The sequence below is a fragment of the Flavobacterium bernardetii genome (assembly GCF_011305415.1).
Classification (GTDB): Bacteria; Bacteroidota; Bacteroidia; order Flavobacteriales; family Flavobacteriaceae; genus Flavobacterium; species Flavobacterium bernardetii.
On sequence record NZ_JAANOQ010000002.1, the window covers coordinates 181,186 to 207,580 of the forward strand.

Below are 26,395 nucleotides of genomic sequence, written 5' to 3' on the forward strand. Positions count from 1 at the left end.
TACCGTGTAAGTTCCAGCAGAAAGTCCAGTTGCTGTAGCAGCTGTTCCTCCAGAAGGTGACCAAGAATAAGTATATCCACCAGCTCCGCCAGAAGGTGTAACCGAAGCGGAACCATTCGAACCACCATTACAAGAAACATTAGTTTGTGCAGCAGTTGCCGTACTGATAGAAGTTGGTTGTGTGATTGTAAAGTTACGAGTTGCAGTACAACTGTTAGCATCAGTAACTGTTACCGTATAAGTTCCTGCAGAAAGTCCAGTTGCAGTAGCAGCTGTTCCACCAGAAGGCGACCAAGAATAAGTATAACCCGGAGTTCCTCCAGAAGGAGTAACTGAAGCCGAACCATTCGAGCCACCATTACAAGAAACATTAGTTTGCGAAGCAGTAGCAGTACTGATAGACGTTGGTTGAGTGATTGTAAAGTTACGAGTTGCAGTACAGCTGTTAGCATCAGTAACTGTTACCGTATAAGTTCCTGCAGAAAGTCCAGTTGCAGTAGCAGCTGTTCCACCAGAAGGCGACCAAGAATAAGTATAACCCGGAGTTCCTCCAGAAGGAGTAACCGAAGCCGAACCATTCGAACCACCATTACAAGAAACATTAGTTTGTGCAGCAGTAGCAGTACTGATAGCAGTTGGCTGAGTAATTGTAAAGTTACGGGTTGCAGTACAACTGTTAGCATCTGTTATTGTTACTGTGTATGATCCAGGACTTAAGCCAGAAGCAGTAGCCCCTGTTCCACCAGATGGTGACCAAGAGTATGTATAAGGAGCAATTCCTCCACTAACAGATACAGTAGCAGCACCGTTACTGCCACCGTTACAAGAAACACTAGTTGAACTTCCTGTAGATGTAATATTTGAAACTGTTAAGGTTCCAGAATTAGAGTTTGTAAAGCAGGTTGCTACTCCGTTTATGGCTACTGCTCTATATAAATACCCTGACATTCCTGCAGTTGCGCCAGTAATTGTTAATGTGGTACTTGTTACTCCGGAATATACACCTCCATTTGTTAAGTCAGTAAAACCACTTCCAGTATTTACTTGCCATTGATAGCTAGTTGCTCCAGTTGCAGCAACTGAGAATGTTGTATTGTTTGCCGCGCAAATAGTTCTATTAGGTGGGTTAGTAGTAATAGTTGGAGCAGTACAAGCTGCTTCGAATAAGCGAAAATTATCAATTGATAATTCCTGAGCTGAAGCTGCATTTGCAAAGCAATTAAAACGTAAATTTAATGTGTTACCTGTTCCAGGAATATTTGCTGTATATTCTGTAAAAACATAATTTAAACCAGCACCATCTCCAACCATATCGCCATTTGTATCAAGATCAAGAGTGTTACTAGATGCAGCTGAACTTATAGGAACATTACTGTAAAAAGCAATAGCTTTTGTCCATGCCCCACCATCGATCTGATACTCAACAGCTAGAAAATCTTGAGCAGTAGTTCCGAAATTAATTCCTTGCCAAGAACCAACATTATTTGCAGCAAAAAGACCTTTAAATGACAGTCCAGATTTTCCTGCTATGTTAATATTATTCCAAGTGACTTGCTGATTCGCTGAAATAGAATTATTAGCACAACCCAATGCTTTATCAATATCTTCTACTGCCCAAACTTTAAAGCCTTGAAAACCAGAATAAGTACCGTTTTGAGTTGCTACTCCAGATGTAGCTGTTCTAAAAAAATAGGCTGTTGCTGGAGGTCCACCACATGAGAACTCTGTTATTGACGGCGTTCTTGTTCCTGTAAGTGGAGCTCCTGTGTCTTCAAAAGTATCGCTCCAAAACAGTGTTTGTGCTTGTCCATTTATGCAAAAAAGACACAGTATTACTAATAACGTAATTTTTTGTTTCATATTTAGTTTATTTATTACTTTATAAAATTTATTTAATTAAAAATTTTCCCTATTAAATTTTCTTTAATATTCCAATGTTTAATTGTCATTATACCTTCATCTGTACTCATAATTTCAATAGCTATTTGTTCGTTATCTAAACAAGCTACATTAATACTATCTTCATTTATTTCAATAATTGTTCCTACAGCCGTGTTATAATGAGATACACTATGCACTGTTGCTCTAATAATTTTTACTTGCTCTCCCATTAGCGAAGCATCTGCTCCAATATTCCATGGATTACAAGCATTTACAAGTGATACTATTTCACTCGCATTCATTTTTTTCCAATTTATGTAGGTGTCTGAAAATTGAGGTTTTTCATAATAATACGCTACTGATTCATCTTGAATTGCACTTGGAATTTTACTTCCAAATTGAATCATATTTGCCACATTCAAAACAACGTGAGACATTCTTTTGCTCAATTTTACCGTCAATTTACCATATGTATCACCTTCATCTATAACAACAGGATCATTAAAAATAATATTCCCTTTATCGAAATGGTCGTTCATAAAATGAGCACAGATAGCTGTTTGAGATTCTTGATTCTTCAACACTTCAAAAATAGGCATGACTCCACGGTATTCTGGTAATGGTCCTGGATGAAAATTAATAAATTTTTCATGTCCATAAGATAAAACCTCTTCTGATAATAGAAAAGGAAATGAAATGGAAAATATATAATCTGGTTGAATTGAATAAATCCACTTTTTCATTTCAGACATGCTTTTCTTATTTGGAAAAGATTGAAATGCCATGTTATTATCTTCTGCTTCTCTTTCTAATGCATCAACAATCATTTCACTACCTTTACCAATACCTATTGCATATAAAAATTTTTCATGGGCTAACAATTGTAATGTTTTAAAAGCAAATTTACCTCCACAAAGTATTAATATTTTTTTGTTCTCTTCCATTTATATACAGGTATAACTGTTATACCAAGCTGAAGTTACATTATCCAATGGCAATGCACACATTTTTTCAAATTCTTCTTTAATGTTTTGAATTTGATTGTCCAATTTCAACTCACACATTCCATTACTTTCTATTACAGTAACTTCATACAAAGGAGAAATTGAAGTATTTGTTTTTGAATCAAAATAAATTTTTCCTCTAGGGGTTTCAAATTCAAATAATTGAAGTTCGTTTGCTATTGAAATAATTTTATGGGAATGCTTAAATGATAACTCTATAATTTCAATTGCAAGCTGAGCACTTTCCCATCCCAATAAAGAGAAGAAATTTGATTTTTTCCCTAATGACTCAAGAGTTGTTAAGAATAATTTATTCTTTTCGTTCTCAATTTTTGTAGACCATGAAGTGACTCCTTTTATTTTATTACTAGGATAAACCGCATTTTGAAGCATTGTTTCTTCTAAACCAAATGGAGATAGGTATATAGGAAGATTTTCTCCTTCGAATTCTTTCTTAATTTCTCTAAAGTACCATTGTACAAAATCGCCACTAAAGAGACTTAAAAGAGCACTATTTGGATATTGCATTAAATGATTTTTTAATGGTGACATTGTAAAATCATCTTCTTTGTATCCTGTAACTTGATTGAAATTAATATTTCCACCTGTGGCTTCAAAACTTTTAGAGATACTATAAGTATGCAAATACCCTCCATCATAATAACCACTTACCATACCACCGCTTTTATAACCCTCTTTTGTTGCATTTTTTGCAGACATCCAAGCTCCTAATGCATTGTGTAATGAAAGGTAAAAAATATTAGGACAACTTGGCCATTCGCTAGCAAGACTAGCACCTGAATCTAAAACAATTAGCATTTTATTTGCTGCCAGAAAAAGAGGCCTTAATAATTCAGCTGTTCGATGTCCTATATAAGCAATAACTAAATTTACATTTTCTTCAAGTAATAATTTCTCTGCAGAACGATAACATTGTTGTTTGTCTGCACCAAAACCTATATTTTCAGTTACAATCTTTACATCATCTCTTCCTAATTGTTGCAAACCCAATTTAAGTCCTTCAAATAAATCAAATCCAATAGTATCATAAAAAGTAGACCTAGGCAATAAAAACCCTATTTTATTCATATCTCATCTAATAAGTTAAAGTCAAATGACATAGTCTTATAATAATATATTACTTCTATCATTTGACTTACAACTCTATTTTAAATTAAAAATTTAATTTGTAACACTTCGTTATTTAATTTCTACTTGGGAAAATTCCTTCTGTTGCTATACAATAATTAAGCACTAAATAAGGATTCATAATATTTACTGGAGTTCCAGATCCCGCAGAATCAGTAGACCCTGTAACTTGTACTCCTCCTGTAAAAACATTTGGAGTAGCTCCATTACCACTATAAACAGCACTTGAGGTTGTTGCGGGATAATTTCCGTCAGCAGCAGACTCATCTGCATTAGCACTAGATGCTTTTTGCTTTATAGACACATTATTTAATGTATGCACATGTGCTGGCAAATTTGTAGCTAACATACTGACAGATTGATTTCCTGACTTTTCTCCAATAGTATATGATGGTAATCCTTGACTTTGACCTTGACCTACTATTAAACGCCCTCTTAAATCAGGTAAGTTAAAAGTAGTCTGCCCATTACCTCCGTAGATAGTTCCTATTAATGAAAACAGGGCTGTATTTTGGGCTATTGAATATGATTGTCCGTTACAAAAATCATAACTAATTGGCGAAAAATTAAATCCAAAAATTTTAACTTCTCCTATAAATGGTTCTGTAGACATAGTTTTTTTGTATAAAAATTATTAATTACGACTTGGAAAAATACCATAAATAGCGATAGAATAATTCATCACCAAATAAGGATTCATAATCTCTAACGGCATATTTGACCCTGAAATATCAGTAGTTCCTGAAACCTGAACCCCTCCTGTAAAAGTATTAGCAGTAGCTCCATTACCACTATAAATAGAACTTGACGCTATTGCTGGAAAATTACCATCAGCAGCAGACTCATCTGCATTAGCACTAGATGCTTTTAATTTAACCTGCATTGCATTTAAAGTATGACTGTGCGCAGGCATATTCATACTTTGTATTGTTACATTTGTTGCACCCGCCTTTTCTCCCATAGAAGTTGGTGACAATCCTGGTCCTGAGCCTTGACCTACAGCCATACGCCCTCTCAAATCGGGTATACCAAAAGTCGTTGTGCCATTCCCTCCATAAAATGTCCCTAGTAACGAGAACAAAGCAGTATTTGTGTTGATAGCCAATAACTGACCTGCACAAAGCAAATGATTTCTAGGAGCCCAGTCGAATGCTAAAATTTTAATTTCTCCAATAAATGGTTCTGTTGACATAGTTTTAATTTTTTTGGTTAATAATTGTTTTATAGAAATGCATTATAATTCTGATTACTAAGGGTTCTTTTTTTTAAATAAAAAAGTGAAATCATTTAATATTTTAATATTTTAAATTTTTAAAAGAAAGATAATTATTTCAAATAATCACATTTGTTTGGAAATAAACATTTTAGCTTCAAATTTTTTTATTCAAATTTATCATATTAAACTTGAGTTTATAAAATTAAATGTTACGAAATAGATAATTAGTGTCATAAAGTAATAAATGGAGTAAATAAGAGCAATATTATTCAAATTAAATTATGTTAATTATTTTTTATTGATGCTTAATTTACTGTGCTTTGATAATTATTACTTAATCCACAATATGTATTAATATAAATTGTGTTTAAGTTGAGCAACATTTTTGTAATTATTCTACAGATCATTTTATGTTTTACAAGTATATTAAGATATTTTTTTGTATCGTTACGTGTTTCCCGTAAATTTTGTTATATAGTTAAAATGTCTAGAATTTACTATTCAATAAAAGAGGTATAGATCTAGAGATTTGTTGTATACTTAATTATACGGACAATATTTTGTTTATACATCCATAATGAGGCAATCCATTGGTATTGTTTATTTGATGAATTGTTCTAATCATTTCAAAAAAATCGAATTAGAATTAGAAAACTTGGATTTTTTATAAGAACTTTGCATACTTTTTTCGGTAATATCCGAAGGATTAAAGTTTTAAAAATGAAGAAGAAGATTGAAATTTTAGCTCCGGCAAAAGATTTAATACAAGGAATTGCTGCCATTAATTCTGGTGCAGATGCCGTTTATATTGGTGCGCCTCTATATGGTGCAAGATCTAATGCTACCAATTCTATTGAAGATGTTGCTGAGTTAGTAAAATATGCACACTTGTTTAATGCTCAGGTTTTTGTGGTTATCAATACGATTTTGTATGATAATGAATTAGAATCGTGTCGACAAATGATTTGGAAATTATACCATATTGGTGTGGATGCCTTGATTGTTCAAGATATGGCAATCATGGAAATGGAATTGCCTCCAATCGTTTTACATGCTAGTACTCAAGCTAATAACCGTGATGCAGATAAAATTAAATTTTTGGCTGATGCTGGAATGAAACGTGTGGTTTTAGCTCGTGAGTTAAACTTACACCAAATTAAAGAAATCAGCGAAGCTTCAGATGTAGAATTAGAATTCTTCGTAACGGGCGCTTTATGTGTTTCGTTCAGTGGAAATTGTTATATGAGTGTGGCCAACGGAGAACGTTCTGCAAACCGTGGTTCTTGTGCTCAAAACTGTCGTTTACCTTATAATTTAATTGATAGAAATGGCGAAACGTTAATCAAAAATAGTCACTTACTTTCGATTAAAGATTTTGATGTTTCGAACCAAATTCCAAATTTAGTAGAAGCTGGAATTGTTTCTTTCAAAATTGAAGGGCGTTTAAAAGATATCGTATACGTAAAAAATAACGTGTCGTATTTACGTCAGAAATTAGATGCTTTTTTAGCTGAAAACCCTGAAAAATATAAAAAAGCTTCTTCTGGAACATGTACTTTTCTATTCGATTCTTCTTTAGATAGAAGTTTCAATCGTGGGTATACCGATTATTTTGTAAACGAAAGACATCAAGCGATTGGTTCTTGGGAAAGTCCAAAATCGAAAGGACAATATATTGGAAAACTAATTAAAACGGTTGGAAATTCGTACCATATTGAAAATGGAGAATTACTAAATAATGGTGATGGACTTTGTTTTATTAATTCTGATAATGAAGCAGAAGGAATTTACGTGAACAAAGCGGAGAACGGAATCGTATATCCAAATGTTCTTAAGGAAATTGCTGACGGAACTTTTATTTACAGAAATAACGACGCGGCTTTCATCAAAATTGTAGAAAGAGAAGATAGTGCGGTTCGTAAAATTAGTACGACTTTAGTATTAAAAGAAAACGAAACAGGTTTCGAATTAATCGCAACAGATGAAGATGGAAATGTAAGTGTTACGAATTTAGTTCATCCAAAAGAACAAACCAAAAATAACGAATCTATAGCAGAAAACTTTAAAATTAATTTAGCGAAAACAGGTTTTACACCTTATACAGCTGATGAAATTACGATTGAATTTTCTCAAAACTGGTTTTTACCTATTTCAAAAATCAATGAAATGAGAAGAACCGTTTTCGAACAATTATCAGAAATTCGTTTACAAAATTATGTTCGCAAAGAACACCAAATGGTGAAAACATCGCATCCTTATCCAGAAACAAAACTGGATTTTATGTACAATGTAGCCAACAAAACGGCTCGTAAATTTTACGAACGTCATGGTGTAACTGAAATTGAAAAAGCTTTCGAATTACAATGGGATCCAGGAAAATCTCGTGTAATGACAACCAAATATTGTATCAAATACGAATTAGAACGTTGTCCGAAATACCATCGTGAAAACATGGACAAAAAGTTAAAAGAACCCTTAGTACTAAAACAAGGCGAATTGGAATACAAACTAAAATTCAATTGTAAACCTTGTGAAATGGAAATTTGGGAAAAAGATGCCGAATTTGAAATTGAAGAAGATCATATTCATTAAATATATAAACCGATGCTTTATTGAAAAGACATCGGTTTTTTATTTCTTAATAGTATTTTTTTGCCATTCTTTCCTGTTTTGTCATTCTGAACTTGTTTCAGAATCTAAATCATTAATCTAAAAATAATTGAAAAACAGGTAATTCTACGTGCTTTTGTGAGAATTTTTTTAGTTATTTTTGCAGTGTTTTTTTAAGATACTCTTCATGTTAAAATTAAAAACAAAATTTATTACATATATGAACAAGTTTTAAAATAAAACGAATAATTACGAGAACAAATTTAAAAACACAATACTAAAAATGAAAACAATTTTAAAAACAATTTTATTTTCTACCCTTTTTTCAATTAATTTAAGAGCACAAACAATTGACGCTACTTTGTTAGAAACAAATTTTGCAGGTGATAGTAATCCAAAAAACATAACTAAAGGAAGTACTAAAATATATTTTTCAGCTAATGATGGTATGCATGGTAGAGAATTATGGGTTTATAATTCTATTACTAATACAACCAGTTTGGTTAAAGACATATATGTTAACAATCAAAGTGGTTTGGAAGATTCTAACTTTGTGACAATTAATGATCAATTATATTTTACCGCAAATGATGGCGTAAATGGGGTTGAATTATGGACTAGTGATGGGACAGAAACAGGAACTTTTTTAATTAAAAACATCAACAATAATGGGGATAGCTCAATTAGTAAATTAAAAGTTTTAAATGGTAATATTTTTTTTAGTGCAAATGACAATGTTAATGGTCAGGAATTGTGGATTAGTGATGGAACAACAAATGGGACGACACTTTTGAAAGATATTAATTTTGGAAATAATTCAAGTAATCCAACAGATTTTTTCGTTTTCAATAATAATTTGTTTTTTTTATGTGACAATGGAATTAACGGACTTGAATTATGGAAAAGTGATGGTACTAATTTTGGAACCACTATATTAAAAGATATAAATCCAAGTACTAATATGAGTATTTTTATTGGAAATAATTTTATTTTTTTCAATAATAATTTTTACTTTTTTGCAAATAATGGTACTACTGGATTTGAGTTATGGAAAAGTGATGGAACAACTATTGGAACTCAATTATTAAAAGATATATTTATTGGAACAAATAGTTCTTCTTATACAATGATTGGTAGTTCAACAAGTAATTATTTCGTTTTTGGAGCAAAAAATTCTACAAACGGAAATGAATTATGGAAAAGTGACGGAACGTCTACTGGAACTTTACTTTTAAAAGATATAAATTCAACATGGGACGGTATAAACAATGATTCAGAATTTGTTACATTTAATGGTAAAGTATATTTCACAGCTAATAATGATTTAAATGGTTATGAATTATGGGTTACAGACGGTTCGGCTATAGGAACTCAAATTGTTAAAGATATTTTTGTAGGCATTAATTCTAGTGATGTTTCAAAATTAACTCCTACAAGTAATTTTATTGTTTTTTCTGCAACAGACAATTCAACTAGTTATAAAAGTTTATGGAAAAGTGATGGCACATTGAGTGGAACTTCTCAAGTAAAAAATATAGATTTATCACAAACAAGTGGTACAGAATTGTCATTTATTGAACTAAATAATCAAATATATTTTCAAGGTGGAAATAATAGCCTTAATGGAATAGAATTATGGAAATCAGATGGGACATTAAATAACACATTTGTAGTTAGTGATGTTTTTCACAAATATGGCAGTTTTGGTAATAGGGATTTTATTGAGTTTAATAACAAAATGATTTTTGCAGGTACAGATGGAGTCCATGGAACTGAACCTTTTATAACAGATGGTACTATAAATGGTACTAAAATGATAAAAGATTTAAATCCAAACAGTTATTCAATTTATAATGATTATGATTATAGACCTTCTTTTACAAAAGCTGGTAGTAACGTTTATTTTAGAGGCACTAATGGATTGTCAGGCTTTGAACTTTTTAAAACAGATGGAACAGAATCAGGGACATCTCTGGTAAAAGATGTTGTGCCAGGTAATACTAGTAGTATTGGAGATTTTACGCTATTTATGAATCTAAATGACATTGTTTTTTTTAAAGCAAATGACCAAATTCATGGAGAAGAATTATGGAGAAGTGATGGGACTGATTTAGGTACATATCTTCTAAAAGATATTAACCCAGGAACAGGAAATGGAGTTACTAGTTCTAATTTATTTTATAATCATTATAATATTACAAATGAAAATTGCTATGCAATATTAAATGGATACCTGTATTTTATAGGTAGAGATAACTTAGAATATGGAATTTGGAGAACAGATGGTACGACTAACGGTACTATAAAAGTTGTTTCACTACCTTCAAGTGGAAGTTACAATTACAGACCAGAGATAATTAATTCAGCTAATGGGAAAGTTTTTTTTAAAACAAATATTAATAATTCTAGTTATGGGAATAATAGTTTGTGGTCTACAGATGGAACACAATCAGGAACAGTGTTTTTAGGCTCATGGTTGATGAGTGGCTCTGCACACTTTAGAAAAAATATTGTCTTTAATAATGAATTATATTTTACTTTAAATACTGAAAATGGAATTGCTTTGATGAAATCTGATGGTACGTTTAATGGAACTGTTATGGTAACAAATCCAAATTTCACAAATCATGAGACTTTTAATTCACTAAAATCTTGTGGGAATTTTGTTTATTTCACAACTGGTCTAAGTGGGCAATCTGTAGGTGTTCAACTTTGGAAAACAGATGGAACAAATATTGGAACTACTCTTGTTGAAGAGATACCTACAGGAGGACTTGATTATTTTGCAGATTGTACTTGTATACAAAATAATTTATTCTTTCTAAAACATTTTAATTCAGATGAAGTTTGGTATATCAATGATAATTTAACAACTCCAAACAACTATCAAATTAATGTTTTAAATTCAAATGATTTTTCTAATAATTATGGAATCACTGATATACATAACTTTAATAATAATTTGTTATTAGAAGGTACTACTCAATTATCTGGAAATGAACTTTACTTTTCAAATATCTCAAATGTTTTAAATGTAGAAAATTTTGATTCAGATAATTTTAAATCTAGTAAAATAATAATGTATCCAAATCCTTCAAATGGAAAAATTAACGTATTTATTAAGGATAATTCAAAGATTGTTGATGTTTCTGTTTATAATTTTTTAGGAGAAAATGTTATGAAATCTTTGCTGCCAGTAAGCCTAGATTCATACGATTTAAGTAAATTGAATAAAGGCATATATCTGATTAAAATAACAACTGAAAACTATTCTGAAACAAAAAAAATAATTATAGAATAATTTTATAATTTAAGTTGTAAACAAAAACCGATGCTTTACTATAAAGTCATCGGTTTTTTGTTTTCTTAATCTAGGTTAAGTGTTTTTCTTTTGACCACATCGTAAATTTGTATCATAATAATCACTAAATTTATATATGATGAACAATACAGTTTTACACAAAGCAAATACAAGAGGTCATGCCAATCACGGTTGGTTAAATGCCTACCATAGTTTCAGTTTCGCAAGTTGGTACAATCCAGAAAGAGTGCAGTTTGGAACGTTGAGAGTTTTAAATGATGATGCCGTTGCAGCTGGAATGGGTTTCGGAACGCATCCACACGATAATATGGAGATTATCACGATTCCTTTGGAAGGTGATTTGGCGCATAAAGACAGTATGGGAAATGAATCTACCATAAAAACGGGCGATGTACAAGTCATGAGTGCTGGAACTGGAATTCAACACAGTGAGTTTAATCCGAATGCTGATCAACACACAAAATTATTCCAAATTTGGTTGTTTCCTAGAGTTAGAAATGTGGAACCTCGTTACCAACAAATTACTTTAGATGTAACGGAACAAAAAAATAACTTCGCACAAATTTTATCTCCAAATGCTGAGGATGCTGGAGTTTGGATTCACCAAGATGCGTGGTTTCATTTAGCAGATTTCGACAAAGATTTTTCTAAAACCTACGAATTGAAAAAAGAAGGAAACGGAATGTATGTTTTCGTAATTTCAGGAACAATTACCGTAGACGGACAAGAATTAGAAACGCGTGATGGATTAGGAATTACCGATTTTGAAACGTTAGAGATTAAAGCGACTTCCGATGCGAAATTTTTATTAATGGAAATTCCAATGGAACACTAATTAGTGAGCAGTCGCAGTATTCAGTCTCAGTAAAAAGAAAATTATGAACGAAGAAGTACAACTAAAAAGCAATGATAAAAACGGAGCTTTTTTCATTGAAATTGACGGAAAACAAGAAGCATTAATGACATTCGTTTTTGCTGGCGATGATAAAATAATTATTGATCATACGGAAGTCAATCCAGGTAATAACGGAAAAGGTTTTGGTAAAAAAATGGTTGCGAAAGCTGTTGAATTTGCCAGAGAAAAAGGAATTAAAATTATTCCACTTTGTCCGTTTGTGAAAAGTGTTTTTGATAAAACGCTAGAATTTAGAGACGTTTTGTAAATAAGATTATCCTGCAAGGTTTCCAAAACCTTGTAGGTATTTATATAAAAAATCATGGTAAATTTACTAGAAAATAACATCACAGGAAAAATTGGAGCACAGAAATATTTGTGCACCATTTCTTGGCGAAACGGAACTTTCGTAATGGATGAACCCGAAAGTATTGAAGGAAAAGACTTGGGTCCAGATCCCTATTCTACACTTTTGGCTTCTTTAGCTGGTTGTACGTTGTCGACATTACGAATGTATATCGATAGAAAAGGTTGGGACATTCCAGAGATTAATATTTCTTTAAATTTATCTCAAGAAAATATTCCAGAATTAACTACAACGATATCAAGAACCATTACTTTTTCAAACACAATTGAAGAAGATATAAAAAACAGGTTGTTAATCATTGCCGAAAAATGTCCTGTTTCTAAAATTCTAAAAAACAACATTTTAATCCACACAACGATATAATCATGGATCCAAAAAATATTAAAAAAGAATATACAAATGGTGAAGTAACCATTGTATGGCAATCTGGAAAGTGTACGCATTCTGGAAATTGTGTAAGAAATAATCCAGATGTGTTTAAACCAAAAGAACAACCTTGGATTACACCAGAAAATTCGACTACTGATAAAATTATTGAAACTGTGAAAAAGTGTCCATCTGGCGCTTTATCATTTTATTTAAACGATAAATAATGGTTCAGTACACAACAATTGTAAACGCTTCTTTGGAAAAAGTGTGGCAACATTTAATTCTTAAAATTGAAAAGCCAGAAAACTTTGTTCCAGGCGTAAGTGATGTAATTATTTTGGAGAAAAACGAAGACTTCGTAACCAGAAAAATGACCATTACTGTGGAAGGAAATGCGACTACTTTAGTCGAAAAAATTACTTTCATTCCTTATAAAGTGAGGTTTTTGCTACTAGAGCATCCGAAGTTTGAAGGTTATGTAGATAATGATATCAAGCCAATTTCAGAAAATGAAACAGAAATGACTTTCACGATAAATTGGAAAGATAAAACCACACAATCAGAATTTGATACTCAAGAAATGGTGAAAAACGCTGTATTAAAAACGAAAACTTTTATAGAAAATAACTAATGAAATCGCTAATAACAAAAAGTTTGTGTAAGCAAACACCTATAACCAAAATGCGATTGCATATGTTACCGCTTAAAAATAAAATTTAAACATATGAAAAAAATCATCGCTTTTGCTGGTTCGTCAAGTAAGACATCCATAAACAAACAATTGGCAACCTATGCTGCCAACCAATTTGAAAATGCTTCTGTGGAAGTGTTAGATTTAATTGATTACGAAATGCCTATTTATTCCGTAGATAAAGAAAAAGAAAACGGAATTCATAAATTAGCAACTGATTTCTATGCGAAATTAGGAAGCGCCGATTTAATTGTCATTTCGTTTGCAGAACATAACGGAAATTACTCAACAGCTTTCAAAAATGTTTTAGATTGGACGTCAAGAATTAACGCCAAAACCTTTCAGGAAAAAGAAATGTTATTATTAGCTACTTCACCTGGTGCTCGTGGTGGAAGTTCGGTTTTAGACATTGCCACTAAGAGATTTCCATTTCAAGGCGGAATTGTAAAAGGAAGTTTTTCTTTGCCAAGTTTCAACGATAATTTTGATACCGAAAAAGGAATAACAAATGAAGACTTGAAAAAGCAATTATTAGAAATTATAAAAGCGATTTAGTTTTAAAATATATAAAAAAAAGGGAAGTTCTGATTTAGAAACTTCCCTTTTTTTTTGAAAAATATTTAAGTATTTAAATAATAGTAAAGCAATTATTATTTGTTGGTTTTGTTTTAACTGTTAGGATTTATTTTAAAATTTTAACAAAGATTACGGATAATCCGTAAAGTTAATAAAACTACATAAGTTAGATTTGATTACACACAAAAACAAGCATTAATAATTATGAGAAAAATCATTTTAACAGCAAGTGTATTACTAACTTTATTTGCTTGCCAAAACACTGAAGAAGTAAAAACAGAAAACACAACAACTTCAAAGGTAATGCGTAGAGCAGACCAAGTGGAAAACTTCAAAAAAGCTATTACAGAAATTAACAAACCACAGTATGCGCCTACAAAAGAGCATATTGAAAAATATGGTTCAGAACTTTCTGATGAAAGAAAACAAGTTTTATTGCAACCTGCAAAAGATTTAATTATTGCAACTGGAGTAACAGAAGCAGAATTAAGTAAAGAAACAACAAATGATATTTTAAACAAAGCGTTTAAAATTTATGTTTCGCAAACAGCTCATCAATCAACTAAATAATTTATTATGAAAAAATTTATAAAAATTTCGGTTTTTTTACTTTTTACAAGTAATATGTTTGCAGTACCAAGTATTGTAAATGTTATTAATGCAACTACTGAACACACTTTATACTATAATGTAAAATTAGCAAGTAAAACAAATGGCTACCCAATAATTTCTGCTAGCAAAGTAACTGGTTCTTATAATTATTTAACATTAGGTGCTGGTTACTCTTTGTCTTTTAGCTCTTTTAGCGAATTGAATACCTTATATGGATCAACAGGTTTAAATTTCATAAAACAAACTAGTGCTACTAGTAGTACAACAAGTACTAATGTTGGTAGTTTAAATATGTATTGTTTAGCTTCTCCTTATGGTTCTTTAAATATGGAATGGGCGGGTTTTATTTATAAAGTACAAAACGCTACAAGTACAGAAGGTTCGTGGATGCGTTTTGACGATTTTGCATCTTGGTTTAGTGGATATAATGAATATGTTAGTCATACTTACACAGAAGCTTATACCACTTACACAATTGGTGGTGAACGCTATTTTGTAGTAAGCGATTTATAAAAAAAATAAAACTGCTAACTAAAAAAGGTTAGCAGTTTTTTTATCTTTACAGAACTAAAAGTCAAAATCTATGAAAAAAACATATTTAATAGTGCTATTATTGTTTAGTTGCGTTTTATTCTCGCAAAACAATTACAATAGAACTTGGGCAACTTATTTTGGTGGTAGTGATTTTGATCTTTCAGATGCACTTACTGATAGATTTGGTAATTTGGTAGTAACAGCTATTGTTTCCACGAGTGGTAATACAGCTATTACAAATGATGTAAACTATTATAATCAATTTAAAACAGCTACAGGTTTGTCATATCAAACGGGAATGGATGGTGGTTATCAATCTTTTGTAGCAAAATTTTCACCTGATGGTGATTTGTTGTTTGCTACATATTTGCCTTATGGAATAGTAGAGATTCAACAAAACAAACAAAATAAATGGGTAATTAGAGGAAATACAAAACAAACAAACATAGGCACAGTAGGCACATGGCTTGCCAATCCATCAGCTATTGCGACAGGTTATTCATATCCAATTATTACACAATTGTTAGAAGATTTTACCACTGATTGGCTTTCTTATATACCGAATACTTCAAATACAAGTTCTTTTGATGATTTTTATTTAGATGACAATCATAATATTTATTTGTTCACAAACTATTCTGATACTAGCTTTCCTAACTTAACTACTCCTATTACTTTCCAGCCTAATTTTATTTTGGAATATGATGTTAATAATCATATTATTCCTAATGGATATTTGTGTAAGTTGAACAATCTAGGGCAACAACAATGGGCTACTTTTTTGGGTTTAATGTCAGTGAATGATGTGTTAATTACAAATAGTGAATTAGTGATTACAGGTATTAGAAACGAAAATTTGCCAGCTTATAATAATTATTATTGTACTGAAACGAATTGTGATGTTACGGCTACAGAATATGTTTTTACTAAATTTGATCCTAACACAGGCCAACGAATTTTTAGTAAATATATTCCTTCTAATGTTTTTATAGGAGGAGATACTGTTACAGATGGTAGTAATTTTTATGTATTAAATCTAATATCTTCTAATGATAAAATGTCATTAAATGCCTATCAATCAGCAAACGGAGGATTAGGATATGATTTGTATTTAGCCAAATACAACTCAAATTTTCAATTACAATGGGCAACCTACATTGGAGGTAGTGGTTTTGAATATCCAAATGATTATTTAAATTGGCTTGAGTATAAAGACGGTTATTTATATTTAAGTGCAAACACCGATAGTGGTAATAATTTTATTTTTTCACCAAACCCATATTCAGCAACAAAGCAAGGTAATGATGATAATTTTATTATGAAATTTTCTACAGATGGTGCTTTAGTTTGGGGTAGTTATTATGGCGGTTTAGGACATGAAAATTTTAATAGTAAAATAGTGCCTACATCTAATGAGTCTTTTTATATTTGTGGTAGAACAACAAGTACAAGTACTATGACAACAACGGGTTGTCATCAGGAAACTATGAATATTCATCCTGTTCTAAATGTTCCTTTTGTTGATAAATGGAATGGTTACATCGCGAAATTTTCTCCCGTGGTTTTAAGTTCAGATAGTTTTGCTGAAAACACAATACAAATTTATCCAAATCCTTCAAATGGTATAGTAACTATTTCTGGAGGTAATTTAAGTAAAGAAAAACATCAATTGACTATTTATAACGAATTAGGTCAGCAAGTTTATAATAAAAATATGGCTTTGTTTAATGAGTATACTATTAATCTAAGTCATTTAAGTAAAGGTGTGTATTTTATTACGCTACAATCTGAAGAATCAAATTTGAAACAAACAGAAAAATTAATTATTAAATAGAAATTGTATTTCAATAATTTAAAAGAAAAAGGGAAGTTCTGATTTAGAAACTTCCCTTTTTTTATTTTACTTTTTCAAACTCACATTTTCAAACGTAGAAACATCAATAATTTCTTCATTATCTAAATCGAAAGAAATTTTTACATTATCACCAACTGACGTAATTGGTAATTGATTAGATATTTGTGATGAACCCACAAAAATACTTGGGTAATCTTTCACAGTGAAATAATAAAAACTATTTCCGTTTTTAACATCATTCTGAATTCGCACCACAACCGATTCAATTACTTTTTTCGCCGATTTACTATCTGGATTTATTTTATTTCCAGAAGAATTAAAAGCCGTTTTATAAGCAGTTAATGCTTCACGCATTGTATTTCCAGTACCAACAATCGTATAATCAGCAATAGAAACCATCGCGTACATTTTAACCAATCCGCCTTTGTCTTTTAATGTCATTACGTAAGTTGGAATGTTGTTAATGTTGTATGGAATTGGTAAAGATGCTACAAAACCTTTTTCTTGTACTTTTCCTTGCGCCGAACTTTGTGCTGCATATTCTGTAGCCCCACTTTGCTTGTAGAAAGTAGTTTCCTTAGTTCGTGTATCCACCAAAACAAAACCAACTGCCGATTCGTCTTTTCCTACAGATGTAATCCCAGTATACCAATACGATTTATTGTCTTCGCCATACACTAAAGTCAAATCTTCTGTAATTTGAAGTTTATTTTCGTGAGAGAAATTCCAATATCCTTTTACATATTCACCCCAATCGTTCAATTGGTTTTTAATAAATGAAATCGGTTGAATTCTATCTACCCAAGTTGGCGTATTTTTAATATTATATTCTTTTATTTCGCCACTTTGTGCATTTACAACCACAACTCCAGTAGCATCATTACCAGAAAAACCAACTTGTTTTTTGTACTTGGTCACTACCCAATATGGTGTTCCTGCATCGTCAATTTCAAAAGAAAAATCGGTTAAACCAACGGTGTTAAATCCATTAAAATATAAATATCTATGTAAATTACTTCCGAAATAGGCTTCTCTTTGGTATTTTAAAAATATAGGTTTTCCATTCACTTCTTGGACTAATTTTACATCTCGTTCATTAGTTGCTGAAACCATTACATAACCTGTTGTACCTTGTTTGTTGTTTAGCCATTTAAAAAAACCAGAATGTTCTAAAGGTGCAATCCAATATAATTTTCCGTTGACTTTCTGAATAAAAAATTCCCCTAAATGTGCCTGACTTCCCAAAGCTGGTTGCGAACCTAATATTTTTTCTCCTAATAAATAGGCTAAACTCTCATCAACCACTCTAATTTCATTCATTGAAATGGGCGCAATATGATTGGTTAATTTGTCTCCATTAGCCACTTTTCCAATTAAATTTCTATAATCCTGATTTCTGAAAATAGGATGCGAGGTAAAAAAAGGCAATACAAAAGCATATAAAATCGCAACACCAATTAATAAAGCTGGAAGTTTCCAAAATACAGTTACAGGATTGTAACTTTTTCCATCTGAACTAATCGTAAACTTTGAAAAAGAGAAAAATAATAAAGCCGCAATAATAAGTAATAATATAGTTATGCCAGCAAAACCGTAACTTAATACCGGTAATGAAACATAAAAATAAAATACCGTAATTAGTAATACAAATACTATTGGAAGAATTTTTTTCATTTTAAATGGTTTAGATTTTATACATATAAGTCAATTGTTTGCATAGTTTGTTACAAAATAAGTATTTTTGTTTTTTAATTTAAACACATAGGAATATAGATTTTAAAAGTATTAGCTTCTAAATTTATAAAGAAATCATAGCTATGTGTTTTTATATTATATTTAAACTTAAATTATAAACTATGTGCCTATGTGTTTTACATAGCACATTAAACTTGAAACAAAATACTATGAAAGCATACGTTTTTCCTGGACAAGGCGCTCAATTTACCGGAATGGGTAAAGATTTATATGAAAATTCAGCAGTAGCTAAAGAACTTTTCGAAAAAGCTAATGAGATTTTAGGTTTCCGAATTACAGATATTATGTTCGAAGGAACAGCAGAAGAATTAAAAGAAACGAAAGTAACACAACCAGCGGTTTTTTTACATTCGGTAATTTTAGCCAAAACATTAGAAAACTTTAAACCAGAAATGGTTGCCGGACATTCATTAGGTGAATTTTCTGCTTTAGTAGCAAACGGTGCTTTATCTTTCGAAGATGCTTTATTGTTAGTTTCTAAAAGAGCTTTAGCCATGCAAAAAGCCTGTGAAATTACACCTTCAACTATGGCTGCTGTTTTAAATTTAGACGATAAAATTGTAGAAGATATTTGTGCTTCAATTGATGGAGTAGTAGTAGCTGCGAATTACAACTGTCCTGGACAATTAGTAATTTCTGGAGAATACAAAGCCGTTGAATTAGCTTGCGAAAAAATGAAAGAAGCTGGTGCAAAACGTGCTTTAATTTTACCAGTTGGTGGTGCTTTCCACTCGCCAATGATGGAACCAGCTCGTGAAGAATTAGCAGCGGCGATTGAAGCTACAACTTTCTCACAACCAATTTGTCCAGTATATCAAAATGTAACAGCAAGTGCAGTTTCTGATGCAAATGAGATTAAGAAAAATTTAATTATCCAATTAACTGCTCCAGTAAGATGGACACAATCGGTAAATCAAATGATTGCGGATGGTGCGACAAGTTTTACAGAAGTTGGACCAGGAAAAGTATTGGTTGGATTGGTGAATAAAATTAATAAAGAAGTCGAAACGATTTCGGCATAAGAATACAATTTCACAAAAAAGGTTGTCTAAAAAGTAATTATTTTGTCAATCTGAACTTGTTTCAGATTCTTAATAATATTGAAAACTAATTGTTTTAGATTCTGAAATAAATTCAGAATGACAAGTTTTCAGGCTTTTTCGACTACCTTTTTTTGCTATCTTTGGTAAAAGAATTACAGTTTTATGAACTTAAATTTACGAACGGTAAACGTTACTCGATATATTACGCCACTTCGCGAAGGTGGTTCTTTACCTGCTTTGGCGGAAGCGGATGACGATTTTAAATATGTTTTAAAATTTCGTGGCGCCGGTCATGGAGTGAAAGCATTGATTTCAGAATTTTTAGGCGGTCAAATTGCCAAATATTTAGGGCTGCCGATTCCAGAATTGGTTTTTGCCCATTTAGATGAAGCTTTTGGAAGAACGGAAGGCGATGAAGAAATTCAGGATTTATTAAAATTCAGTCAAGGTTTAAATTTAGGCTTGCATTATTTGTCGGGTTCGATTACTTACGATGCTGCGGTTAATGATTGCGATCCTTTGTTAGCTTCTAAGATAGTTTGGTTTGATGCTTTTATTACGAATGTTGACAGAACGTTTAAAAATACCAATTTACTAATTTGGAAGAAAGAATTATGGCTAATTGATAATGGCGCTTCCTTCTATTTTCATCATTCTTGGACGAATTGGGAAAAAAGTGCGTTGACTCCTTTTTCATTAATAAAGGATCACGTTTTATTACCAAAAGCTAGCCTTTTACAAGAAGCACATCAAGAATTTACTGCAAAATTAAACGATACGATTTTAAGAGAAATTGTCAACCAAATTCCAGAAGATTGGTTGCTTTGGGAAGATGGCGCCATTACTCCAGATGAAATTAAAGAAGTTTATTTTCAATTTTTATCGATTCGATTAGCGAACTCAGAATTATTTTTAAAAGAAGCGCAAGATGCACGAAAAACACTTATATGATTATGCTGTACTTCGTGTCGTACCAAAAGTAGAGCGCGAAGAATTTGTCAATGTGGGTTTGATGCTTTTATGCAAGCGTCAGAAATATTTGCGAATTGAATATCAAATTCCAATAGAAAAAATCATGGCGTTTTGTTCCGAATTTGATATCGAACAAGTACAAATCAATGTAGATTCTTTCGTGAAAATTTGCAAGGGAAAATCGGACGGCGGACCCATTGGACAATTTCCAATTGAAGAACGTTTCAGATGGCTAACCGCTGTAAAAAGTTCAAGTATTCAAACGTCTCGACCACATTCTGGATTTAGTTCCGATTTGGATGCGACATTCGAAAAATTATATGCAGAATTAGTTTTATAAATTTATAACGAAAAATGGAACACTTTTTTAAAAATATCGAAGCTGCGAAAGTCATTTCTCCTGAAATTGAGTATTCTGAATATGTAGCATTAGATTTATCAGTTACGAATTCAGAATTACAAAATCATAAATTAGAAACGGCTCAAGATTACGAAGTTTTTATTCAAAATCAGTTAGATAAGAAGGAGGGAAAAATTATGTTTGGTGGTTATATAGAAAATCGAAATTTATATAAAAGAAGTACGGTTTTTAAAAATCCAGACATAGAAGAAAGAAACATTCATATTGGTTTAGATTTGTGGATTAACGAACAAGCCCCAATTTTCGCTGCTTTGGATGGAAAAATTCATAGTTTTCAAAACAATACCGCTTTAGGAGATTATGGTCCGACTATAATTTTAGAACATCAAATAGCTGATGTTAAGTTTCATACGTTATACGGACATTTAAGTGAAGTAAGTTTAGAAGGCAAAAAAGTGGGAGATGCCATTCAAAAAGGACAACAAATTGCGACTTTAGGTTTACCACCAATTAACGGCGATTATGCACCACATTTACACTTTCAAATTATTATCGATATGGAAGGAAAATTTGGAGATTATCCAGGAGTTTGTAGTGAAAAAACTCTTCCTTTTTATAAAGAAAATTGTCCTGATCCCAATTGGTTGTTAAAAATAAAATAAATATAAATCAGAGGAAATAGATTGCTTCGTTCCTCGCAAAGACAAAAAGATGAAAAAAATACTATTTTCAGTTTTAGTAGTAGCAACTTTAATTTCTTGTAAAGAAGAAACACGTGCAAAGGTTAAAGACGCAAGTAAAGCAGTAGGCGCAGAAGTAAAAACTGCAGCTCAAAAAACCAAAGCCAAAGTGGGTAAATATATCGACACGGCTAAAGTGAAACAAAAAGCAAATAAAATTATCGTAAAAGGTGCCGAAGCGATTGAAAATGGTGCGAAAAAAGTAAAAGAATCAGCAGATAAGAAATAGTTTTAAAAAAGAAATCTCGTCAAGTTAACAAGACGAGATTTCAAACTAAAAAAAACAACAACAATTATAATAAATTAAAAAGTATACGTTATTTTTCCTTTTATAAAAAAGGGAGTTCCTGGTGTAAAATGTATTTCTTCAACGGATTGTGTTTCATTTTGTAATTGTGATTCGGTTGCAAATTGGGTTTCATTCCATTTGGTGTTGAAAAGGTTTTCAATTACAATTCCATAATTTATTTTTTTGTATTGGTAATTCATATTAAAATCGGACACGAAATAACCTTTTGCTACAATTGAATTGTCTTCCTTTGCTGGTCGTGATTTCAAATATCTGTAATTTAAGCTTGACGAAAATCCTTTGTAATTCGTAACGCTAATTCCACCTGTTGAAGTTAAATCTGGTGCTAATGGAATGTAATTTTGTCCTTTAGGTTCTTCAGTACTTCTGGCATACGTGTAATTAATATCAGAATTCAAATTAATGAATTTTGAGATTTGATATCTAAATCCAAAATCAATTCCCATTCTTCTTGTTTTGCCGCTTGGTTCTACAATTCCAGCATCGCCAACATACACAAATTCTTGTTCTAATTGTAAAAACCACAACGCACTATTAATAATTAAATTATTCATAGGTTTAAAAATGGTTCCTAAATCGGCTCCAGCTGAGGTTGGCAACGTTTTCTTATCTGTTTGTGAAACAATAACTCTAGTGTCGTTCGAGTGAAAACCTAAACCAGATTTTAAAAAATATTGTACCTTATTATTTGGAGCAAAAAGGAAGTTTAGTTTAGGCGAAATTTTCACTTTTTCTTCATTGTCAATTTGAAATGTTGGCGATAATTTATCTAAATAAGAAAACTGAAAATAATCGAATCTAACCGCTGGATTAATAGTGAAATTACCTAATTCAATATCAGAATTAATATAACTGAAATAATTTTTCTGACTAATATTTCCCAACTTTAATTGGTTGATTGTTGTCGTTCTGTTTTTCGTATTTGATAATTCTGAATCTTTGGTTTCATCTGTTCTTAAACCAAATCCAACTTGATAACTGCTTTTAGAGTTATCCATTTTTTTATTGAATTCACCATTGAAACCATAAATAGTTCGGTTTTCTTTTTGTTTGATTTGATCACCATCAATTGGGTTTTCTAAGAAAAATGTAAAATTCGAATACAACTCAAATTGGTAATTATTATAAAAGGTATTTCCTTTAAAAAACAAGTTTTCAGAAATTGGTTTATAATATTCCACATTCAAATTACTTCTGGAAGTTTTTCCGCCTTCTGTGTCATCAACAGCTCCAAATCTTGATATAATTCCAGCATCTATTAATCTTTGAGGGATTTGTCCTGATGCCGTCCATTCACTTGAAAATTGGGAAGCAGTAACTGAAAACTTACTTTTATCTTCTAAAACATTTGTAAATTTTCCGAATAAATTCATTCTTTTAAAATTCTGACTTGATACATAGGGTCCATCAAAAGTGATGTATTCACTAGCAATAAATGCACTTTGTTTGTTGTTGTTTGGTAATAAATTAAACATTCCAAGTGTTCTGATTGTGTTGAATTTTCCAACTTCTAAACTAATGGAGTTGTTGTCAATTTTTTCTTTTGTTTTGAAAGCTACGTAACCTGCTGTGGCAAAATCACCTTTATTGGCATAATAACTTCCTTTACCAAAATCAATTTTATCTAACGTTTCTGGTATTACAAAATGCAAATCTGCATAACCTTGTCCGTGCGCGTGAGAAACCATATTTACGGGCATTCCGTCTACAGAAAGTGCAATGTCTGTTCCGTGGTCAATATCAAATCCACGTAAAAATATTTGTTCTGCTTTTCCGCCACCACCGTGTTGTCCGATAAATAAACCTGGTACTTTTCGCAATATTTCTTGCGAAGAATTTACAGGTGAATTTTGCAAATCCAACTTCATAATTTGTGAAATGGCATTGTTCTTTTTCGAAATAACTATTTCTTCAATATTAAAAGAAGAACTGGTTAAAATAATAGTTTTTTCTGAACCATTTACCAATTGCGTTTTCTTCTTAAAACCTAAAGCAGTAATAGTTAATACGTCATTATCTGAAGTTTTATCTAAAATGAATTGACCGTTTTCATTGGTATGCGCGTGTGACTTTGTGGTTTCGTTATATACGTAAGCATTTTCAATTGTGTTGCCTAACGTATCAGTAACTACACCTTCTTTTTGTTGAGAAAAAGCAATCGTACTTAGTAATAATACAACTATTTGAAATACGTTTTTCATTATAATTTTTCAATTTTTTCTTTCATATTTGGACCTAACTCATAAATGCTTGATAATAAATCTTCCTTAAATGGTTTGATTTTATCAGTCATTTTATTGGCTTTGTAAATTTCTGCCAAATGGTAATTTATTTCTGGTTCAAATGATTTGTTTATAATATGTTTTTCACAAATATCTAACGCTTTTTTCGTATTTCCTAAGTTAAAATTCGCCCAAGCTAATAAATCGTATGATTCTGGGGTTGGTCGGTTTTTAATTTCTTGGTAGGCAATTTCTAAGGCTTTTACAGCATCTTTCTTATTATCAGCTAATAAAATAGCATTGTATTTGTTATACATTACTCCATAATTTCTGTTTTTTAAGGATTCGAAATAATCTAGTATATGTTTGTTTTTTTCTTGTTCGTTTTTGTTGAATTCTGCTAGTTCAGCTTTAAATAATTTAAAATCTGGTGAATTGTGTTTTTTAGCAATAATATCAATAATTCGGTTGGCTTCTTTCGTGTTTTTTTCGTGTGAAAAGGCAATCCAAGCAATTCCTTTTAAAGCGTAATAATTATTTTCGTCTTCTTTAAGTGTTTTCAAATAATAATTATAACTATCAGAAATTCTTCCAGCATGACCATACATATCTCCTAAATTAGAATACGACCAAATTTTTAAAGTTTTGTTGTCGTTTAATTCGGCTTTTTTTGTCGCTTTTTCCATTAAAGTAATTGCCGTTGGTAAATCACCAATGTGATCGTTCCATTTTGCCATTCTGATTAAATAATCGAAATCTTCTGTATTGTAAAATTTGGATAAGTTTTTTTTGGCGTCTGTATAATTTCCTAATTCCATATTCACATCAAAAAGAAGTTTTTGAGTTTCCTTGAAACCTTCACCAATTTTTAAAGCTTTGTTTGCTAAAGTTAAAGCTTCTCTAAAGCGATGTTGTGTGATATAATTTTTTGCTAAAGCACGAATTGGTCCAACTTCGGTATATTTTAAATCGGAATTAACTTTTACTAATAATTCTTCTGCTTTGTATAGATCATTGACTTCAAAAGTAGCTTCAAATAAAGAAGTATAGTAACCTGATAATTGAACTAAATAACTAGTTTGATTTGGATCAATATCATATTTTTTTTGCCAAAAATCAATTTCTGTATGGGCTAGTTGTATGTTTTTATTTTCAGAAGTTTTTAAGTAAGTATTGTAATCTGATGCTTTTGTTACTTTAGATTTTTCGTTTGTACAACTAGATATACTAATTGTAAAAACTATAATTTTTAGAAGATTAGATATTTTCATTGTTGTGGTTTTTAGTTTTTTAGTTTAGTTTTTTGAAAAAAATAGCGTGCACAATTTTACTTATGCACGCTTTTAAATATTTTACCAAGCAGCTGCTAGGTATGGGAATGAAGTTAAAAATGCTTTGTCGTTTGCACCAACATTATCTGAAGTTAAACCTGGATTTGATCCACCCGTTGGTCCACCAAAAATTAGTAATAATTCCGTGTCAATAACATCATCTGCTAAAGCTCTTCCTGTTAAAACATTAGTTCCATCAAAAAATGTTGTTGTTCCAGTTTTAGATACGCCTAATACGTCAGTAGCTAATAAAGTTGTTAATTGAGTTGCAGTTTGTCCTAAAGCGTTAGTGGTATAACCAGAATTTAAAGCTAATAATCTCGATTGAAATACCGATTGATAATTGGCTCCCATTGCAGAAGGAGTAGTTGTGTTAAAAGCATCTTTTGGAGCTCCTGAAGCAATAAAAACTGTGTTAATTGCAGGACGAGCCATTTGATCTTTTTGTACGTAAGTTCCTGAGAAATCCGTTTGTTCTTCAGCAACCATTGTGTCATCATTATTACAACTTACAAATGTAGTAGCTGTAAGAATTGATAAAGTCAGAAATTTTATAGCATTTATTTTCATTTTATTTCGA

Annotated in this window: 24 protein-coding genes and 1 pseudogene; 16 read left to right on the forward strand and 9 right to left on the reverse strand. The window is 31.2% G+C overall.

Annotated features, from left to right (window positions below):
* The 5 genes and pseudogenes from G6N05_RS05720 to G6N05_RS05740 form a co-directional block, all read right to left on the reverse strand.
* Positions 1-1,860 (reverse strand): annotated as a pseudogene (locus tag G6N05_RS05720) (SprB repeat-containing protein); the annotation flags it as partial.
* 32 nt (positions 1,861-1,892) lie between these two features.
* Positions 1,893-2,825, reverse strand: a complete 933-nt coding sequence (locus tag G6N05_RS05725) for a methionyl-tRNA formyltransferase (protein ID WP_166125620.1) — start codon at positions 2,823-2,825, stop codon at positions 1,893-1,895.
* The gene (locus G6N05_RS05730) at positions 2,826-3,974 is read right to left on the reverse strand and encodes an ABC transporter substrate-binding protein (protein ID WP_166125621.1); all 1,149 of its coding nucleotides are present in this window, start codon (positions 3,972-3,974) and stop codon (positions 2,826-2,828) included. It abuts the gene before it with no gap.
* Positions 3,975-4,089: 115 nt separating this feature from the next.
* Entirely contained in the window at positions 4,090-4,647 is a 558-nt protein-coding gene (locus tag G6N05_RS05735) for a phage tail protein (protein WP_166125622.1), read from the reverse strand.
* 21 nt (positions 4,648-4,668) lie between these two features.
* A complete protein-coding gene (locus G6N05_RS05740) occupies positions 4,669-5,226 on the reverse strand; it encodes a phage tail protein (RefSeq protein WP_166125623.1) in 558 nt (185 codons plus the stop codon).
* 744 nt (positions 5,227-5,970) lie between these two features.
* Between G6N05_RS05740 and G6N05_RS05745 the strand changes: the two genes are divergently transcribed.
* The 11 genes from G6N05_RS05745 to G6N05_RS05795 all read left to right on the forward strand — a co-directional run bounded on the left by G6N05_RS05745 (position 5,971) and on the right by G6N05_RS05795 (position 17,060).
* Positions 5,971-7,842, forward strand: a complete 1,872-nt coding sequence (locus G6N05_RS05745) for a peptidase U32 family protein (protein WP_166125624.1) — start codon at positions 5,971-5,973, stop codon at positions 7,840-7,842.
* A 301-nt stretch (positions 7,843-8,143) separates the two neighbouring features.
* On the forward strand, positions 8,144-11,161 hold the full coding sequence (locus G6N05_RS05750) for an ELWxxDGT repeat protein (RefSeq protein WP_166125626.1): 3,018 nt from the start codon (positions 8,144-8,146) through the stop codon (positions 11,159-11,161).
* A gap of 139 nt (positions 11,162-11,300) precedes the next feature.
* Positions 11,301-12,017 (forward strand): pirin family protein, encoded by a 717-nt coding sequence (locus G6N05_RS05755; RefSeq protein WP_166125628.1) that lies wholly within the window; start codon positions 11,301-11,303, stop codon positions 12,015-12,017.
* A gap of 43 nt (positions 12,018-12,060) precedes the next feature.
* Positions 12,061-12,345 carry a GNAT family N-acetyltransferase gene (locus G6N05_RS05760; protein WP_166125630.1) on the forward strand — a complete coding sequence of 95 codons (285 nt, stop codon included), beginning with the start codon at positions 12,061-12,063 and terminating at the stop codon, positions 12,343-12,345.
* A 54-nt stretch (positions 12,346-12,399) separates the two neighbouring features.
* Positions 12,400-12,807 (forward strand): OsmC family protein, encoded by a 408-nt coding sequence (locus G6N05_RS05765; protein WP_166125632.1) that lies wholly within the window; start codon positions 12,400-12,402, stop codon positions 12,805-12,807.
* Between the two features lie 2 nt (positions 12,808-12,809).
* Positions 12,810-13,037: a (4Fe-4S)-binding protein gene (locus G6N05_RS05770; protein WP_166125634.1), complete on the forward strand. Its 228-nt coding sequence runs from the start codon at positions 12,810-12,812 to the stop codon at positions 13,035-13,037.
* Positions 13,037-13,444 carry an AtaL-like protein gene (locus tag G6N05_RS05775; RefSeq protein ID WP_166125635.1) on the forward strand — a complete coding sequence of 136 codons (408 nt, stop codon included), beginning with the start codon at positions 13,037-13,039 and terminating at the stop codon, positions 13,442-13,444. Before G6N05_RS05770 ends, G6N05_RS05775 begins: the two co-directional genes overlap by 1 nt.
* 93 nt (positions 13,445-13,537) lie before the next feature.
* Positions 13,538-14,059 carry an NADPH-dependent FMN reductase gene (locus G6N05_RS05780; RefSeq protein WP_166125637.1) on the forward strand — a complete coding sequence of 174 codons (522 nt, stop codon included), beginning with the start codon at positions 13,538-13,540 and terminating at the stop codon, positions 14,057-14,059.
* Positions 14,060-14,284: 225 nt separating this feature from the next.
* Entirely contained in the window at positions 14,285-14,650 is a 366-nt protein-coding gene (locus tag G6N05_RS05785; protein WP_166125639.1) for a hypothetical protein, read from the forward strand.
* Between the two features lie 6 nt (positions 14,651-14,656).
* Positions 14,657-15,205: a hypothetical protein gene (locus tag G6N05_RS05790; RefSeq protein ID WP_166125641.1), complete on the forward strand. Its 549-nt coding sequence runs from the start codon at positions 14,657-14,659 to the stop codon at positions 15,203-15,205.
* 70 nt (positions 15,206-15,275) lie between these two features.
* The gene (locus G6N05_RS05795; protein WP_166125643.1) at positions 15,276-17,060 is read left to right on the forward strand and encodes a T9SS type A sorting domain-containing protein; all 1,785 of its coding nucleotides are present in this window, start codon (positions 15,276-15,278) and stop codon (positions 17,058-17,060) included.
* A 66-nt stretch (positions 17,061-17,126) separates the two neighbouring features.
* On the opposite strand, the gene G6N05_RS05800 is transcribed toward G6N05_RS05795, so the two are convergent.
* Positions 17,127-18,755 (reverse strand): hypothetical protein, encoded by a 1,629-nt coding sequence (locus G6N05_RS05800; RefSeq protein ID WP_166125645.1) that lies wholly within the window; start codon positions 18,753-18,755, stop codon positions 17,127-17,129.
* A 230-nt stretch (positions 18,756-18,985) separates the two neighbouring features.
* Between G6N05_RS05800 and fabD the strand changes: the two genes are divergently transcribed.
* From fabD to G6N05_RS05825, 5 genes are all read left to right on the forward strand, one after another.
* Entirely contained in the window at positions 18,986-19,858 is an 873-nt protein-coding gene (fabD, locus tag G6N05_RS05805) for an ACP S-malonyltransferase (RefSeq protein WP_166125647.1), read from the forward strand.
* Positions 19,859-20,041: 183 nt separating this feature from the next.
* The gene (locus G6N05_RS05810; RefSeq protein ID WP_166125649.1) at positions 20,042-20,830 is read left to right on the forward strand and encodes a HipA family kinase; all 789 of its coding nucleotides are present in this window, start codon (positions 20,042-20,044) and stop codon (positions 20,828-20,830) included.
* Positions 20,808-21,191 carry a DUF3037 domain-containing protein gene (locus G6N05_RS05815; RefSeq protein WP_166125651.1) on the forward strand — a complete coding sequence of 128 codons (384 nt, stop codon included), beginning with the start codon at positions 20,808-20,810 and terminating at the stop codon, positions 21,189-21,191. The genes G6N05_RS05810 and G6N05_RS05815 overlap by 23 nt, the downstream gene beginning before the upstream one ends.
* Positions 21,192-21,205: 14 nt before the next feature.
* Positions 21,206-21,874, forward strand: coding sequence for a peptidoglycan DD-metalloendopeptidase family protein (locus G6N05_RS05820; protein WP_166125653.1), 669 nt, complete (start codon positions 21,206-21,208; stop codon positions 21,872-21,874).
* 49 nt (positions 21,875-21,923) lie between these two features.
* Positions 21,924-22,181: a hypothetical protein gene (locus G6N05_RS05825; RefSeq protein WP_166125655.1), complete on the forward strand. Its 258-nt coding sequence runs from the start codon at positions 21,924-21,926 to the stop codon at positions 22,179-22,181.
* A 74-nt stretch (positions 22,182-22,255) separates the two neighbouring features.
* Here the strand turns inward: G6N05_RS05825 and G6N05_RS05830 are convergent, their stop codons facing one another.
* The 3 genes from G6N05_RS05830 to G6N05_RS05840 form a co-directional block, all read right to left on the reverse strand.
* Positions 22,256-24,463: a TonB-dependent receptor gene (locus G6N05_RS05830; protein WP_166125657.1), complete on the reverse strand. Its 2,208-nt coding sequence runs from the start codon at positions 24,461-24,463 to the stop codon at positions 22,256-22,258.
* Positions 24,463-25,755, reverse strand: a complete 1,293-nt coding sequence (locus G6N05_RS05835) for a tetratricopeptide repeat protein (protein WP_166125659.1) — start codon at positions 25,753-25,755, stop codon at positions 24,463-24,465. The genes G6N05_RS05830 and G6N05_RS05835 overlap by 1 nt, the downstream gene beginning before the upstream one ends.
* A gap of 81 nt (positions 25,756-25,836) precedes the next feature.
* A complete protein-coding gene (locus G6N05_RS05840) occupies positions 25,837-26,385 on the reverse strand; it encodes a DUF4331 family protein (RefSeq protein ID WP_166125661.1) in 549 nt (182 codons plus the stop codon).
* Between the last annotated feature and the right edge of the window lie 10 nt (positions 26,386-26,395).